Here is a 16846-nt window from a genome sequence, read left to right on the forward strand (position 1 = left end):
GCCGCCGAGTCGCTCCAGGCCAGGGCGAAGGCGCCGATTTGGACACTTCTTTTCGCAGACGCGCGCTGCAACAGCGCTGCAGCTGAAACTTTTTGACACCGAAGGAGCGAAGACGATCCGCCCCGCGCTTACCGGCGGTATGCCGCGGGGGTGCAGCCATACTTGTCGTGAAACTTACGGTAGAAGAAGCTCATGTTTTCATAGCCCACCGCATGCGCAGCCGCCCCGGCCGTGGCGCCACCGCGCAGAAGCTCGGCCGCACGTACCAGACGTCGCTCCTGCACAAGCTGCCTAAAGGTCTTGCCCACATGCCGCTTGAGGAGCGCCGTCGCATAATTAGGGCTCAAGCCAAACTCCGCCGCCATCCCCTCGAGGGAGCACGCGGCGAATTCGCGATCGATATAGCCAAGCATTCCCGTCACCAGGGCAGTGGGCCCCGCCGCGCCGTCCGCCGCGCCGCGCACCAGCTCGCGCTCGTAGCAATCCATGAGCTCGGCCAAAAACAGCTGAAACAGACGCAAGACGATCTCGGGACCGTTGGGGCTCGGGTCGTACAGCTCGCAGAGCATCTCCTGCATGTAGCGCCGAATCCGACGGCTCTCGCCGCAGTAAAAACGGACATGGCCCCGATGGTCCGTCTCACTGTTGAGCGCGTTGAACAAAAACCGCGAGAGCGCGCTCTCGCGCGAGAGGCTCGACTCGAGGCTCCGGCGCAAAAAAGAGCGTGAAACGGTCATGCTTAGCATGATGTCATCCTCACCAAGCGCCGCCACGGCATGCGGGCAGAGGGCGTCGAGCAAAAGCACCTCGTTGCGGCGCAACTCGAGCCTCTCCCCCGCCACCGTCTGCGGGCAGCGCCCGCGATACACATAGCTCATCTCCACGTAATCATGCACGTGCTCGGGAACTGCATTAAAGCGCGAGTTTTTCCTTATCGTCAGGCCACGCGGCATGCCGGGCTGGGCATAGGCAAACCCTGGCTGCCCAATTTTGCGCACTGGGCATCCGTCGATTTCGACATGCTCGGTCATAATCGACCAATCAAATGCCATGCCGTCTTTATAAGCGATCTCACTGGCGCTCAGTTCGCTGAGCCTACGCTCGAGCTCGTCGATCTCCATGGCTTGCCAATCGTTGATTTGGTCATAGTTCGTCGTGATTCAGATATTAGCAGAACGCGCCGACGCGTCCATAATCTGTGCTATGCAGCAGATCGATCGAGCCAAGGAGGATCCATGACCGCGTACTATCAGCAGGTGCTCGAGGGCACATACGACAACCACGTGCTTCCGTTTTTGTGGATGAAGGGCGAGAGCCATAAGACCATTGCCGAGTATCTGGAAAAGATCGCCGGCGCCGACATCCACGAGGTCTGTCTCGAAAGCCGCCCACACCCCGATTTTTGCGGCGAGGGCTGGTGGCGCGAATTGCGCTTTGTCATTGACGAGTGCAAGCAACTAGGCCTTAAGCTCTGGATCTTGGACGACGCGCACTTCCCCACGGGCTTTGCCAACGGCGCCGTCAAGGAGGCCGTGCCCGAGCTCCGCAAGATCGTGCTCACGCACCGCACGTTCGACATCGTGGGCCCCACGTCCGCCGCGAGCATCGCGCTCGCCAACATGCTCGACAAAACGGAGCGCTTCTACAGCGTGACATTTATGCAGGACGGCAGCCCCGTCGACGTCGCTTACCGAGTAATCGACGATGCAGACGGCAACCCCAGCCGCCTGGTCTTCGATGCGCCTGCGGGCCTCACGCAGGCATGCGTGATGTTCACGAGCGGCAAGACCTCCTACAACGAGGACTACATCAATATGGTCGACCGCGCCTCGGTGGCGCAGCTCATCGATGCTGTCTACGAGCCGCATTTTGAGCATCTGGGCGATGAGTTTGGCAAGACGATCCTGGGCTTTTTCTCCGATGAGCCCGGATTTGCCAACGAGAAGGGCACCACGGGCCCCGATGGCATCTCGGACACGCTCATCGGCAAGGCCACCGCGCCCCTACCCTGGTCGGCCGAGCTTGAGCGTCGCCTACGCGCGGCACTGGGCGAGTGCTACCTGGCCGAGCTCCCGCACCTGTGGGACCGCGAGCCGGCCGGCGCGCACGTACGCCACGTCTATATGGACATCGCGAGCACCCTCTATAAGGAGTGCTTCTGCGACCAGCTCGGCGACTGGTGCCGCGCGCACGGTGTGCAATACATCGGCCACGTTATCGAGGATAAGGACTGCCACGCGCGCCTGGGCGTGGGCGCCGGGCACTACTTCCGCGCCGTAGACGGTCAGGACATGGCGGGCGTCGACATCGTGATCAACCAGCTGGTACCCGGCATGGACCGCGGCCTTCACAGCTACGGACGCGGCGTGTGGGACCTCGAGTTCTATAACTACGTGCTGCCCAAGCTGGGCTCCTCGGCAGCACACCTCGACCCCAAAAAGCAGGGGCGCTGCATGGCCGAGGTCTTTGGCGCATTTGGATGGCACGAAGGCCTACGCGAGATGAAGTGGATCGCCGATCATTTTTTGGTGCGCGGCGTCAATTGGTTCGTGCCGCATGCCTTTAGCATGGCCGCCTTCCCCGACTGGGACTGCCCGCCGCATTTCTATGCGCATGGCCAAAACCCCCAGTTTGCACACTTTGGGCAGCTCATGAGCTACATGAACCGTACGGCAAGCCTGCTGAGCGGCGGGTGCGCAACGACCCCGGTGGCGCTTCTCTACCATGCGGACGCCGAGTGGGCAGGCGAGGCGAACTTTATGCAGCATGCCGCCTCCGAGCTTATGCGCGCGCAGGTCGACTTTGACATTGTGCCGGCAGAGGCATTTGAAGACGCAGGGCGCTATGCCGTTGAAATTGCCGCAGACGGTAGCGGCTTTAGCGTGAACGGCCAGGCATACCGCTGCCTGGTGATGCCCGGAGCCGAGTTTGTCGGCGGAGCCGTGCTCGACTTTGCCGCGCGCGCCGCAGCCGCAGGTGTTGCCGTGTACGCGCTGGATGAGTTGCCGAACAAGCGCTACGACGGTGACACTGCAGGCCGCGAGGGCTTTGCCTCCCTGGATGCAACCGCGCTCGCCGGCATCAAACTCCTGGCGACCACCGAGCTCGCAGGAACACTTGCCAATACCGGCATGCAGACCGTGGTTTGCGCCGAGCCCCAGCCCTGGCTGCGCGCACTGCGCTACGAGCGGGCGGGCGAGAGCTATCTGATGCTCGTCAACGAGCATCCCAAGCAGGGCATCTCCACTCAGGTTGCGCTTGCCGACGGCACGCCCGTCGCAGGCGCGCGCCTCGATCTGCTCAACGGCACCGAGCCCGCCGCCTTTGACGGCACGCTCGAGCTGGCTCCCTACGAGAGCTGCATCGTGGTCCTTGGGGCTACAGGTTCCGTTGCTGTGGCAACCGCCGAAGACGAAGCCACATGCGTCGACGGGCCCTGGGCGGTTGCCTTCTCTGCCCCTGGCACCGATGCCTTTGGCGAGCCTGTTGAGCTTGCAGACCTGCACGACCTTTCCTCGGCCGAGTTCCCCGGCAAGGCCGGCACATTCCGCTACCGGGCCTCCTTTGTCCTGGGCGAAGCGGCCACCCGCACCGTCATCGACCTTGGCGAGGTCTTTGAGACCGCAACCGTCACCCTCGACGGCAAATCCCTCGGCACGCGCATCTGTCCGCCTTACCGCTTTGAGGCCGGCGCGCTTTTGGCCGGTGAGCACGCGCTTGCGATCGATATCATCAACACCCTCGACCATGCCGTCCCCGACGTGTTCGGCATGACCGAGCCCTCCGAGCCCAGTGGCCTCTTGGGCCCCGTACGCGTGCTCGGGTAACGCCCCGGGCGCAAACGGTCCAACAAGGACAGCGCCCCTATGTTGAGCCCGCACAGCGTCGAGCGGTCCGTCGTTCATAGACCGGCGGACCAAAACTCCCAGCCAAGCCGAACGTTTTATTTATCGCTATGATTGGTTTATCGCGGCGCAAACGCATAGGAGCCATATGGATATCAGGCGAAAGATCACGCAGGGCAAAAGCCTCACCCCCACCGAGCAACAACTTGGGCGAACGGCCCTCGCCATGGGCGAGGATGTGCGCGGGCTTTCCATTAAGGAATTTGCCGCGTGCGCCAACGTTTCGGTCGCGAGCGTGCACCGCTTTTGCAAAAAGCTCGGCCTCGAGGGATTCAAAGACCTCAAGGTCGAGCTCATCCGCCAGGCGACCGAGGCGGGCAACCGGCGCGACGTGGACATCAACTTTCCCTTCGATGCCACCTCCACCCCTGCGCAGGTGATGGAGCGCATGGAGGGGCTCTACCAGACCACCTTGGCCGAAACGCAGGAGCTGCTCGACCCTGCACAGCTCGACCACGCCGCCAAGCTCATCATGCGCGCCGGCACCGTGGACATCTACACGGGCTCGCATAACCTGTATCCAGCGGGAATGTTCCGCGATCGCCTGCTTTCCGCCGGCAAAAGCGCGACGTGCCACGACAGCGTCGAGGCGCAGGTGCGCACGGCGCTCGCCTCGGGTCCCGACCATGTGGCAATCGTCATCTCCTACAGCGGCCTTGCCCCCAACCTCAAGGAGATCTTGCCGATCCTTAGCAGTCGACATGTCCCGGTCATCGTCATCGGCACGCCGTACTGTGCCCGCATTCACCCCGGCTTTGCCGCCTATCTCACGGTAAGCGACCACGAGAGCATGACGCACCGCATCACGCAGTTCGCCAGCCATATCGCCGTGCAATACGTACTCGATTCGCTCTATAGCAGCTACTTTGCCAAAGATTACGCCCGCTGCTCCGAGTTCCTAGAGCGCTCGTTCCCCTACACCCGCCTGCCCGGACTCAAGTAGCGACGAGCGTGGATTTTTGGACACTCAGATAACGAGCGTGGATAATCTCCCACTTTGAGCCCGCACACAGGCCAAAACCGGGAGATTATCCACGCTCATTTTGGGTCCCCTGGGAACGCATGAGGAGGGCGGATAGACAGCCGTTATTTGCGAGGCGTCAGCGACGTAAAGAGTCCGTGTTGGTTGCAGTAAAGATATATCCTGCCGCGCCCGGTAATATGGAAGCGCGGCTGCACCGATTGCTCTGGATAGAGCTTCTTAAAGCAGATGCCGTCCATAGTCGCATATGCCACAAAGCTAATGTAGTGATCCTTGGTCATGGGATGATCGAGCGTGACGTACCAATCGTCCTCGATGCGCTCGATGGAAAAGGCGTGGTCCGTGTCCGGCTCTTCGGCCTCCTGGGGAAACATCGTGGAGCCACAGCAGCTAAAGCTGCCTTCTCCGAGCGCGTGCACAACGTTTCCGCAGATAGGGCAAACGTAAAAGACGCCTTTGAGCATATTGCCTGCACGGTTGGCGTTGGCCCGAATGTCACCAGCCAAAAGCTCGGCCACGCTTATGCCGAGTCTCTGGGCCAAAGGCTCAACGAGGGAAATGTCGGGAAGGCCGCGGCCGGATTCCCACTTGCTGACGGCTTTATCGGTCACGCCAAGGCTTTCCGCCAGGGTGCGCTGGGTGAGGCCGCGCTCTTCGCGCAGCTGCTTGATGGCATGCGCTGCCAAAAAAGTATGGGAGGCATTGGTTTGCCGTGTCTGGTTCATGGGCTGTCCAATCAAATTGAAGAAATGGAGTGAACCGGTTCGACAGTCAGTATCCATTTGAAGGCCAGGCTCGACAACCTACGCTGCGTAGACATGCGCCAATCGAACGAGCGCGGATTTTTGGACGCTCATCCTGAGTAGTCATTTAAGAACGTCCCCAATGACTACTCATTTATGTCTGTCCCCAATGACTACCAAGGCAACGCCGATGTTTTGGCAACGACAGCGAAAACCCGCCAGAGCGAGCAAGGTGCCTTGAAACGAGGCGGCATTGATCTTTCGATCATGCCGCCGAAGTTGAAAGGCAGATTGCCGCTCTGGCGGGTTTGCAGCGTCGAGCCGTTACGCGGGTTGGTAAACCCGCGTAACTACTCCCGAGCTCCGTACTGCTCGTAGTAGGCGTCGATAGCGGCCTTGAGCTCGTCATCGATGACGACCTTGCCGTCGATCTCGTGGTTGTAGAGGGTCTCGACGACCTCGGCCATGGAGACGATGCTCGCGACGGGGAAACCGTACTTGGCCTCGATCTCCTTCTGAGCGGTGGTCACGCCACCCTTGCCGACCTCCATGCGGTTGAGAGACACGATGAGGCCCTTGATCTCGACACCGGCAGCCGCCTTGACTTTGGGATAGGTCTCGTCGATGGACTTACCGCTGGTGGTGACGTCCTCGACCATGACCACGCGGTCGCCGTCCTGGGGCTCGTAGCCCAGCAGGTTGCCCTTGTCGGCGCCGTGGTCCTTGGCCTCCTTGCGATCGCAGCAGTACTTGACCTCCTTGCCGTACAGCTCGTGGTAGGCAATGGCGGTCACGACGGCCAGCGGAATACCCTTGTAGGCCGGTCCAAACAGCACGTCAAAGTCGTCGCCAAAGTTATCGTGGATTGCCTGGGCGTAATACTCGCCCAGCTTCTTGAGCTGGTAGCCCGTCACGTAAGCGCCGGCGTTCATAAAGAACGGGGACTGACGGCCGCTCTTGAGCGTAAAGCTGCCGAACTTAAGGACGTCGGACTCGACCATGAACTTGATGAACTCTTGCTTGTAAGCCTCCATGCGGGCTCCTCTCGTAATCGCGTACGTGCCTTCCAGTTTAGCGCAGGCAGGGCGCGTTGCGGGCGCGCTTTGAAGCCACGGCATTCTGTAAAGGCTTTGTCAGGGGCGATGGTTTTCCGAACAATGGGGTTGACACGACAAACCCCCTCATCAAGAATACGGGCGGATTGAAACGGGTACGAGATACCCAAAGCGCGCAGCGCCCGGCCTTAAGGAGGTGTGCCATGGAAGGCAGTCATAGTCGAAAAACCTGCATGTCGCCCTCGGCACGCCGCGAGGATTCCGCACACGCATAAGCGCCAACAGCCGGCCGTCAAAACCACCACAAAGGTGCCCGTCCCCTTTGTGGCGGTTCGCAAGCTTGACGTGAGCGACATCTAGGTTTTTTGAAGCAAATACGACACGTACGCTAACTCCCTTCAACAAGGAGGACCCTATGCTGATGCTCAAAACCGCTACGGTACTCGAAGCCATCTCCAAGCGCCGCCGCACGGCGCGCCCCGCCGCTCACACCGGCATGTCCAAGAACACCGTCTTCGCCGCCACCCATAGCGCCGAGGACGCCCTCGTGCTGCTCGATGCCACGGCAGACGGCCTCACCGCCGAGCACGCCGCCGAGCGCCTGAGCGCGGTCGGCCCCAACACCATCGAGGCGCCGACCAAGACGCTCGCCCGCCGCATCGCCGACGCATTCATCGATCCCTTCGCCGGCATCCTCGCCGCGCTCGCACTGGTCTCGCTCTACATCGACGTGCTCGCCGTGCCCGAGCCGCAGCGCGACCCCTCCACGGTCATCGTCATCGGCATCATGCTGCTGGTATCGGGCGGCATGAAGTTTATCCAGGAAGCCCGCAGCGGCAATGCGGCCGAGGCCCTCAAGGACCTGGTCTCCAACACCTGCTGTGCCCTGCGTGACGGCGAGCGCATCGAGATTCCCTTCGACGAGCTCGTCCCCGGCGATGTAATCCGCCTCTCTGCCGGCGACATGGTGCCGGCCGATGCCCGCATCATCACCGCGCGCGACCTGTTTGTGATCGAGTCCGCACTCACCGGCGAGAGCGAGGCCGTCGAGAAGACCGCTGCCGCCGCGGTCGTCGAGGGTGCCGACGGCTCCGCGCTGCCGCTCTCTGCCTGCAAGAACATCGTCTTTACCGGCACCTCCGTGCAAAACGGCACCGCCATGGCGCTTGTCGTCGCCACCGGCTCGGACACCTACCTGGGCGGCATCGCCAAGATGCTCAACGGGCGCGGCGAGAAGAGCGCGTTTGACCGCGGCGTCTCGAGCGTCTCCATGCTGCTCGTACGCCTCATGCTCGTTATGGCGCCGGCCGTCTTTGCCATCAACGCTGCCACCAAGGGCAACGTCATCGACGCGCTGCTGTTCGCCACGAGCGTGGCCGTGGGCATCACGCCGCAGATGCTCCCCGTCATCGTGACCACGAGCCTGTCGCAGGGCGCCAAGGACCTCGCCCGTTGCCAGGTTATCGTCAAGGAGCTGCCGGCGATCCAAAACCTCGGCGCGATGGACGTCCTGTGCTGCGACAAGACCGGCACCCTCACCGAAGACCGCATCGTGCTCGAGCGCTACCTCAACACCGACGGCAACGAGGATGCGCGCGTGCTGCGCCATGCGTTTTTGAACAGCTTCTTCCAGACCGGCCTCAAAAACCTTATCGACCTGGCCGTCATCGACCGTGCCGATGTGACGCCCTCGGCCGCAGCACCCGATTCCATGCTGGGCCAGAGCCTGCGCGACCGCTATACCAAGGTCGACGAGGTGCCCTTCGATTTCTCGCGCCGTCGCCTGAGCGTAGTTGTCGCCGACGCCCAAGGTAAAACCCAGATGGTGACCAAGGGAGCTGCCGAGGAAATGCTCGAGATCTGCTCCTTTGTCGAGGTCGATGGTGCCGCCCAGCCGCTCACCGAAGATAAGCTCGCCCAGATTCGCAAGCAGGTCGCCGGGCTCAATGCCGAGGGCCTGCGCGTGATTGCCGTGGCGCAGAAGACCAATCCGCGCTGCGTGGGCGAGTTTGGCATCGCCGACGAGTGCGACATGGTGCTGATGGGCTTTTTGGCCTTCCTCGATCCACCCAAAGCAAGTGCCGCGGGCGCCGTCGCCACCCTCGAGGCCAAGGGCGTAGCCGTTAAGGTCCTGACCGGCGACAACGACCGTGTCGCCGCCACCGTCTGCGAGCAGATCGGCATCGACGCGAGCAACGTCTTGCTCGGCTCCGAGATCGATGCGCTCGACGACGCCGAGCTTGCCGAGCGCGCCGAGAACACCTACCTCTTCGCCAAGCTCTCGCCGCTGCAGAAGGCGCGCCTGGTGCGCGTCATGCGCGAGCTGCTCGACCACACTGTGGGCTTTATGGGCGACGGCATCAACGACGCCGCCGCCATGCGTGCGAGCGACTGCGGCATCTCGGTCGATTCGGCCGTCGACATCGCCAAGGAATCCGCCGACATCATCTTGCTCCAGAAGGACCTGGGCGTGCTCGAGCGCGGCATCATCGAAGGCCGCCGCACCTACGGCAACCTGCTCAAGTACCTCAAGACCACGGTGAGCTCCAACTTTGGCAACGTGCTATCCGTGACCGTCGCGAGCCTGTTCTTGCCATTCTTGCCCATGAGCGCTCTGCAGTTAGTGCTGCTGTCGCTGGTCTACGAGATCGTGTGCATCGCGCTGCCGTGGGACACCGTCGATGACGCCTGGACTGCCCGTCCGCGCGCCTGGGATGCCGCGTCCATTCAGGGCTTTATGCTCGAGTTGGGTCCCGTGAGCTCACTGTTTGATATCGTGACCTTCGCCGCGCTCTTCTTTGTGGTGTGCCCCGCCGCCGTGGGCGCAAGCTGGGCAGAGCTTGCCGCTGTAGGCGACGTCGCAGGCATGGCGGCCTTTACGGCGCTCTTCCAGAGCGGTTGGTTTGTCGAGTCCATGTGGTCGCAGACGCTCGTGGTCCACATGCTGCGCTCCCCGCGCCTGCCACGCCCGCGCGACCACGCCGCGCCCGCGCTGTGCCTCCTCACCGTGCTGGGCCTGGTGCTCGTCACCTGGCTGCCGGCAAGCCCCATCGCCGATGCGCTGGGTCTCATGCCGCTGCCGCCAATCTTCTTCGCGCTGCTCATCGGCATTGTCGCCGCCTACATCGCGCTCACCCAACTGGCCAAGCGCCGCTACATCGCCCGCCACGGCGAGCTGCTTTAGCACGGTGAGCCGCCACAGTAGACAGCCCAAGGGCAAAACCACCACAAAGGTGCCTGTCCACTTTATGGTGGTTTTGGTGCGCTACGAGGCATTGGTCAGGCGGCTCCAGAGTTCGTCAATATCGATTTGGTCGCCGCCGCTCAGATAACCGGTGTGAATAAAAGACTCACTATAGATATAGATGTCATGCGCGCTGTCGCCATCATCTTCGGTGTCGTAGGCCGAAATCACGTAACGGCTGCCGTCGAGCGCCTTGACCAGCCAATACACGGAATCGTCGATTGTGCACTTCTCCTGCACTATCGCCGCATCGCCGATTGCGCCGGTGAGCGCACGATCGCCCGTCGTATAGCCGCCCACCGAGAGCAAAATCGCCACGCTATCGTCTCCGCCGCCCGGCTCAAGTTCCTCGTACTCGGACTCCGAAAGCGGTATCGCGCTGTTCGCAAGTTCGTCCACGTCATCCGAAATCTTAGAAAAGGTAAAAGCGAAAAGTCCCGCGTCATCGGCGGCACCGTAGCCCACGCTCTCGCCTTGCCACTCATAGTTTTGATGCTTGAGCAGGCGCACCAGGTCGGCGCCGTCCAAGTTGATCGCAGCATAGACCGTCACGTTGGCGTTGTCGTCTACACAGGCGGCGTCCGCCGTGGTCGCCTTCTTGGCACCGCCCGCGCCGCCCAATCCGCCCGAGCAGCCAGCCAGCGCACAAGCCAGCGCACCCGCGCCTGCCACAAAGGCCGCACGGTTCATCGTCACTTCGTTCATCATGTTCGTTCCTCGCTATGGTATTGGTCACGTCGCACCTAGCCGAGTGCGCGTCCAGTCTTTTCCTGCCAAAATTCGTCTATCGTCGGAGCACCGCCGCCCTGGGTAAACCTACCGGTCTTGATAGCCTCCTCGGTAATAAGATCCAAACGGTAGTCACCGTTTTCCATCGGGCTCACCATGGCAACGTGCCGCGCCATGTTGGAACCGTATACGCATGCGATCCATGAGCCCGAAGTAATCTGCGCCCGGTCCTCGACCGGCACGGAAAAGCCCGCGATAACATCCTCGCAGCTCGAATAGCCCGAAAGTTGCAGCGTGAACATCACGGTGCTTCCGGTGCCGCCCTTGTCGAGCTTTCCGATTTCGTCCTCGCCGAGCCATTCGGTCGCGCCGTCCTTGCTGATATTGCAGACGCTGAGCACGTGTCCCGCCTCGTCCTCGTACATCTCGAGCGCGTCTTGCCAGGTATAGCCCTGCTGCGAGGCAAACTCCTGCAACTGCCAGCCCTTAAGCTCGAGGAGCGCCGCGATGCTGATGTTGCAGTGCGCATCCCAGCAATCATCCGACCACGTATCGAACGCATCCGCCGAGCCGCTGTCCGCGTCGCCGGAATCGCCCGACGTCGCGCCCGCGTCCATCTTGTCCTTTACCGGGCGGTCGTCGTTAAAACCCGTCGCATCCTGCGTCCGCTGTCCGCCGCACCCCACAAGCGTCAGCAGCGCCGTTCCCGCCGCCGCGACAAATGCCGTGCGCGAAAGTACCGTCTCCCTCATCATTGTTCCTTTCCCGTTCTTTAGCACAATGCCGAGAAACACACCCGGCATCGATTCACACATAAGCCACCCCACGCTATTGACGAGGCAGTTCCGTCCAGCAAAACCGGGTTCAAAACCATCGCGTGTACCGATCACATCGCCCGAACCGTTGACCCAGGCCTGGTCGGCCATCACCGAGACCTCGACATCGGTGCCGTCGGGTCTGGTGTAATGGTTGACCCCGCGAATGGCATCGGAATACGAGGCGGCGCCCGTCCCCACGCCCGCGCTGGAAAAATTGGCGGCGCTGGCAGCCATATCCGCGGCGTGCTGACGGTCGCTGCGATCGAACCACGCCTGCTGGTAGCTGTCGAACGCCGCCTGTTGCGAGGCATGCATCTGTTGCCAGGCTGCAAACTGCTGTTGCTGCTGGGCAATGTTCATCTGCGTGCGTTGGCGCTGCTCAAGCACCATCTGTTGCTTTTGAGCTGACGCTTCGCGTGCAATCGCCGGATTGAGCCGCAGAGTCGACGCCATTGATGCAAGCGCCGTGGAAGCCGCCTCGTCCAGGCAATCTTCTGGCGCAACCAAACAGAAGCTGTCCCTGATACGCCACTGCAGCAGGTCGGCCGCGCCCAACTCGAACGACGCTCCGTCCGGGCAACCGCCTCGACCCGTAGGCTGTTCTTGCGCGACGCCCTGTCCCGCCGCTGCCGCCGCCTGGCGCTCGCGCAGGCGCTTGCCCAAAACACCGCCGATCAGTCCACTCGAAAGGCCCGCGCCCAGCAGCGCCTCGGCCCCAGCGGCAACACCTTTGCCCATAGAACCCGCGACACCGCCGATTGAAAACATATAGCCCTCGACTTTGGCCGCCACCGCGAGCTCGGTGGGCACCGGAGCGCCCGTGAGCCGATATCGACGCATGCGGCACTCATAGACCACATCACTCGGCTCCATCGAAAAGCCCTGGATCGCAAAGTCGTTTGCCGCCTCGCGCTTTACGCGGGCACGCTCGCGCTCGATATCGACCGCCGCGCTCGATGGGTACGGTTGCTCGGCAACAACCTCTGCCCGCGCGCCCAGCCGTGCCGCACAGGCCTGAGCCAGCTCGTCGCAAGCTGCCTCCACGTGCACAAACACCTTGCGTTCGGTTTGCGTGGGGATACGCTTGGCAACGGCGCCCGCATCCACGTAGCAGAGCTCGGAGCGGTACACAATCCGCTCACCCATCGGACCCGCCGCCGTCACGCCAACCGAAATCGGGCAGTCGAAACTGCCGCTGCGCTCAAGATGCGCCTCTTCGATATGCCAGCCCCGCGGCAGCGCCACCTGCGCGAGTGCCTGGCCGCCGGAGGTATCGCATGCGGCATGAAGCTCAAGGTCACCGATGTGAGGCATATCCGTCGTGGCCGCGTCACGAGACGACGACGCGGCGCCGGCAGTCTCCACCGACGCATCGGCCGGCGCGTCCACACTCGGGTCGCCGCCTTCGTCCGCATCGTCATCGGCAGTCGCCCCATCTGTAGCCCCCACGGCGCCCGAGCAGCCCACAACGCCCTCAAGTCGGACGCCGCACCCCGGGCAAAATCGCACCGTCACGCCGGCGACCCGAGGCAGCTGCGCCCCACACGCTGGGCAGAATCTCAAGTCACTCATCCCGTACACCCCTAATTTCGTTAGCTGTTTTTGATCGCGGCAAGCTGCCGCCATAACTCATCGGCACCGTTAAGTCGGTACGCCGTCTTATCGAGCACGATGTTTTTGCCCTCAAGTTCCACCGATTGCTCCGAGCCATCCGTATAGACAAAGACGAGCGTTCGGCCGGCATCGCTCGTCCGCTCATCCACCGCATCCCCCACGGTGCAGCCATCGAGCACAGCAAAAGTCGATGCGACCAGTTCGGCATCGTCGGTCTCATAGACCGTCCGCGCCTCCCCGTCCTCGATAAGCTTGACCGCCACCGGAACGGCAGCGCAATCGTTGAGCGACACTTGCGCGGCAGTCTTTCCCTGAGCGCCATGGTCGCCGGCAACGTAAACTCGCAAGAGTGTCACCGCCGCGGCAAAGACCACCACGGCGATAAGCGCGCCCGCAATTTTATTAGACGCGCAATCCCGAGACGCCATAGGTGCACCCCCCTCCGTTCTGCTCTGCTCAGCATCACATTCATATGCCTTTGAGCACCAAAACGGCAGGTGACAAATGTCTCATATTCATATTTTTGCAGGTAAAAAACCACCACAAAGGTGCCTGTCACCTTTGTGGTGGTTAGCTAGTCTTGGGGTGTCCAGGACCAGAAGAAGTTGATGAGGGCTACGCGCGAGGAGGCACCGGTCTTTTTGTTGATCGAAGCGATGTGGCGATAGAGTGTGAAGCGCGAAAGGAAGAGTGCCGCCGCCACGTCCTGCACGCTGTCGTCCGAAACGACCAGCGCCTCCAGAACATCGCGCTCGCGCTTGGTGAGCCCAAAGGCGGCAACGAAGCCATCGAGCCGATCGTCAAACGAAAGCTCCGGCGCCTCCAGGGGCACCGTGTCGGCCTGGCCGGGCTCACAGCTCACGCCAAGATCGTCGGTGGCAAGCGCCAGCCCGCCGTGCGTCGCCTCGCCCTCACCGTCTTGTCCAAACTGTCCCAACAGCGAAATCGCGATGCCGACAAACAGCACGAGCACGACGCTCACTGCCGCCAGCACGTTTTGACTCGAGATAATCGCCACCGCCGGAGCCGTCACGAGCATCGAGCAAACGTTGTTGATAACACGGCCCATGCACGGCCACAGATACGCCCAGCGGGCATACATCGAAATCGCGGCGAACTTCGTGGTGAAGAACACCACGAAAAAGCCCGTGCCAAGGTAAAAGATAATCGTGGCGGCAAGCGTGTTGCCACCGTTGCCATCGGTGATAAGCACAAAGAACGAGAGCGTGGACAGCATGGCGGCGCACGTCATGATGATATTCATATACGAACGCCCACGCAGGTCATACAGGACGCCGGCGGCAAGGGCGCTCACAACCAGCAGCAAGCGCGGCCAGTCGCCCAGGTCGATAGCGCCAGCGGCATGCGAGGTCGTAAGGCCGGCATTGAGGGCCGCGAACACGCCGGTGAGGCAAGCGGTCGCCACCGTCAGACGCACCACGGCACCCTGAAAGGCCGCCTTTGCCTCGGGGTCATCGTGCCACCTGGCGCCACGCTCCGACGCATCGACCGATAGCTCGGCAATCTCGACCTCGAACTCGGGCGCAGGCTCATCACGCAATTTAGCGCGGCGGACACCGTGAAGCAGCCCCACCAGCGCAATCGCACAGGCAATGAGAACAGACTGCTGGGGAATGCCCGCAGGCATCACCATATGGTTGAGCACCTGCACCAAAATGCCCACAGCATAGGAAACCGCCACGGCGCGCGCCAGGCAGGGCGTCTGCGCAAAACGCCGCGCAAGATTGGCATGGGCGGTCGATCCGCAATAGCCCAGGGCGCAGCACGCCACCAGGCCGCCGGCAATTACTACCTAAAACCGCACTGCCATAATCATCAGCAGCAACGCCGATACCAACAGCACGCCCGTAATATCGCTCGTCGCATCGATCGTCTGGGGACAGCGATAGTACAGAAATGGGCGCACGAAAAAGCCAATCACGCTCGCGCCGACAACGATGCTCTCGTAGATGACGACCTCACTCGATGGCACGAACTCGACCATGCGCGCATCAAAGAGATACTCGCACGCCAAAAACGTGAAGAAGAACAGCGCTAGGCACAGAATCTCCCGCATGCCCCGGCGCAAATATGCGGTTGTGTCTCCCAGGTCCCTCATGGTAACCCCCACCCGCTTTGTTGTCCGGAACACCATTTTAATAAAGAACCAATCTCAATATCGAAGCCGAGCTCGAAATACTGTAAATTCGACCCCAGCCGTCCGCATGACGCCGCGATTTTGAGCCGCATGACCCAGAAGGGGCGCGCGGTCTCTAGCTCGGCAAGGAGTGTCCCCAACTGTCACTCATTTAAGTACGTCCCCAATGAGTGCAAGTGCCGCAAGTGCCAATCAAATGACGAGAGTGGATAATCTCCCACTTTGAGCCCGCATGCAGGCCAAAAACGGGAGATTATCCACTCTCATTCTGTGGGTAGTCATTGGGGACGTTCTTAAACGACTAGTCAAACAAGAACGTCCCCAATGATTATGTCCAATGCGCTACACCAGGCGTATGGCCTCCTGGACGGCACCGTAAAGGTTGGCGTCGTTGCCGAGCTCGGCCGCCTTTATCTGCGGCACAGGAATGCCGGCAAGGGTCCCTTCATAACTCGCGAGGGCCAGCGGCATCTGCGCACGCAGGGCATCAACGAGCTCGGGATGGCACGAGATGCCGCCTGCGATCACAAAGACCTCGGGGTCGAGCACGGCCTGCAGGTTGATGAGCTGTCCGTCAAAGGCGCGAGCGTAGCGGTCGAGTGCGCGCTGCGCCGCCATGTCACCACTCGCGATCCACTCAAAGACGCGGCGGCCGTCCACCGGAGAACCCGCAGGCAGGCCCTTCTCGGCAACGGCAGCATCGCGGAGCGCACGCCAACCGCCCGAATCGGCAAAGGAGTTTCCCATGTTCGCCGCAGTCGTGACATCGTTGCGCAAGAAGCTGAACTCGCCTGCAAAGCAGTGCGCGCCGCGCAGGACCTTGCCGTCGATGACGATACCGCCGCCGATGCCCGTGCCGATAGCGAGCACCACGCCAAAACGCGTCCCGCGCAGAGCGCCAGCCGCATACTCACCGAGTGCACAGCACTTACCGTCGTTATTGACGGCAATCGGCACCCCCAGTGCCTCGCGCATGAGCTTTCCGAGCGGACAGCCATCCATAAACGTGAGCGCACCACCGCGATGGATCGTTCCTGTGACATCTCCCTCGTAGATGCCGCCGGGCGCACTCACGCCCACGGCGCTCACGCGCTCGCGATACGGCTCGACGAGCGAGATCAGCGCCGCGACCGTCTCCTCAGCCGTGGTAAAGCCCGTCGGCAGGCTTCCGCGCTCGCGGATGGAAAAATCCTCGCCCAGCACAGCCCATTTAACGGCCGTACCGCCCACATCGATTCCAAAAAACTCCTGCATGTTCACTCCTTACAAGCGTAGCCCCGGACGCGCATCGCCGCGACCATCACAGGGGCTACCCCCCTGCGATGGTCGTGCAGCAAGTCACGCCCGGAGCCGATTATCTCTGTTTTACACCTCTAATTTGGTCAGGCGAAGCATCATATACTGCTTACTTGGGAGATCGATGCGGAACTTGCCCTCAAAGGTTCCGGGAAGCTCCTCCTCCGTCATGCCCCATGTGTCCACGACACTCACCTTGTATCGAGCGCCCGACTCGCCCTCAAACTCACGAGACCACTCATTTAAGTACGTCCCCAATGAGCGTGGCGGAATGGCTCCCCTTGGCAGCTTAAAGCCGTCAT

13 protein-coding genes are annotated in these 16846 nt (G+C 61.8%); 3 read left to right on the top strand and 10 right to left on the bottom strand.

Features of this window, described 5'->3' with window-relative positions:
* Positions 1–128: 128 nt before the first annotated feature.
* Positions 129–1121, bottom strand: coding sequence for a helix-turn-helix domain-containing protein (locus tag ACEG18_RS04925; protein ID WP_372541526.1), 993 nt, complete (start codon positions 1119–1121; stop codon positions 129–131).
* A 114-nt stretch (positions 1122–1235) separates the two neighbouring features.
* Here ACEG18_RS04925 and ACEG18_RS04930 point away from each other — a divergent pair, with 114 nt between their 5' ends.
* A complete protein-coding gene (locus tag ACEG18_RS04930) occupies positions 1236–3827 on the top strand; it encodes a hypothetical protein (protein WP_372541528.1) in 2592 nt (863 codons plus the stop codon).
* Positions 3828–3993: 166 nt separating this feature from the next.
* Positions 3994–4848 (top strand): MurR/RpiR family transcriptional regulator, encoded by an 855-nt coding sequence (locus tag ACEG18_RS04935; protein ID WP_372541530.1) that lies wholly within the window; start codon positions 3994–3996, stop codon positions 4846–4848.
* Positions 4849–4991: 143 nt separating this feature from the next.
* Here ACEG18_RS04935 and ACEG18_RS04940 read toward each other — a convergent pair whose 3' ends face one another.
* Positions 4992–5612 carry a helix-turn-helix domain-containing protein gene (locus ACEG18_RS04940; RefSeq protein ID WP_372541531.1) on the bottom strand — a complete coding sequence of 207 codons (621 nt, stop codon included), beginning with the start codon at positions 5610–5612 and terminating at the stop codon, positions 4992–4994.
* Positions 5613–5980: 368 nt separating this feature from the next.
* A complete protein-coding gene (gene pyrE, locus ACEG18_RS04945) occupies positions 5981–6664 on the bottom strand; it encodes an orotate phosphoribosyltransferase (protein ID WP_372541533.1) in 684 nt (227 codons plus the stop codon).
* Positions 6665–7100: 436 nt separating this feature from the next.
* On the opposite strand from pyrE, the gene mgtA reads away from it, so the two are divergent.
* Positions 7101–9869, top strand: a complete 2769-nt coding sequence (gene mgtA, locus ACEG18_RS04950) for a magnesium-translocating P-type ATPase (RefSeq protein ID WP_372541534.1) — start codon at positions 7101–7103, stop codon at positions 9867–9869.
* 81 nt (positions 9870–9950) lie between these two features.
* Here mgtA and ACEG18_RS04955 read toward each other — a convergent pair whose 3' ends face one another.
* From ACEG18_RS04955 to ACEG18_RS04985, 7 genes are all read right to left on the bottom strand, one after another.
* Positions 9951–10637: a hypothetical protein gene (locus tag ACEG18_RS04955; protein ID WP_099432508.1), complete on the bottom strand. Its 687-nt coding sequence runs from the start codon at positions 10635–10637 to the stop codon at positions 9951–9953.
* A gap of 35 nt (positions 10638–10672) precedes the next feature.
* Positions 10673–13048 (bottom strand): hypothetical protein, encoded by a 2376-nt coding sequence (locus ACEG18_RS04960; protein WP_372541536.1) that lies wholly within the window; start codon positions 13046–13048, stop codon positions 10673–10675.
* Positions 13049–13068: 20 nt separating this feature from the next.
* Positions 13069–13518 carry a hypothetical protein gene (locus ACEG18_RS04965; RefSeq protein WP_372541538.1) on the bottom strand — a complete coding sequence of 150 codons (450 nt, stop codon included), beginning with the start codon at positions 13516–13518 and terminating at the stop codon, positions 13069–13071.
* 146 nt (positions 13519–13664) lie between these two features.
* On the bottom strand, positions 13665–14882 hold the full coding sequence (locus ACEG18_RS04970) for a helix-turn-helix transcriptional regulator (protein WP_372541540.1): 1218 nt from the start codon (positions 14880–14882) through the stop codon (positions 13665–13667).
* A gap of 21 nt (positions 14883–14903) precedes the next feature.
* Positions 14904–15209 (bottom strand): hypothetical protein, encoded by a 306-nt coding sequence (locus ACEG18_RS04975; protein ID WP_372541542.1) that lies wholly within the window; start codon positions 15207–15209, stop codon positions 14904–14906.
* 381 nt (positions 15210–15590) lie between these two features.
* Positions 15591–16502, bottom strand: a complete 912-nt coding sequence (locus tag ACEG18_RS04980; RefSeq protein ID WP_099432503.1) for an ROK family protein — start codon at positions 16500–16502, stop codon at positions 15591–15593.
* A 111-nt stretch (positions 16503–16613) separates the two neighbouring features.
* Complete coding sequence (locus ACEG18_RS04985; RefSeq protein WP_118205848.1) at positions 16614–16802, bottom strand: DUF5605 domain-containing protein; 189 nt, start codon at positions 16800–16802, stop codon at positions 16614–16616.
* Between the last annotated feature and the right edge of the window lie 44 nt (positions 16803–16846).

It is taken from the genome of Collinsella aerofaciens, assembly GCF_041537385.1.
Lineage (GTDB): Bacteria > Actinomycetota > Coriobacteriia > Coriobacteriales > Coriobacteriaceae > Collinsella > Collinsella aerofaciens_BV.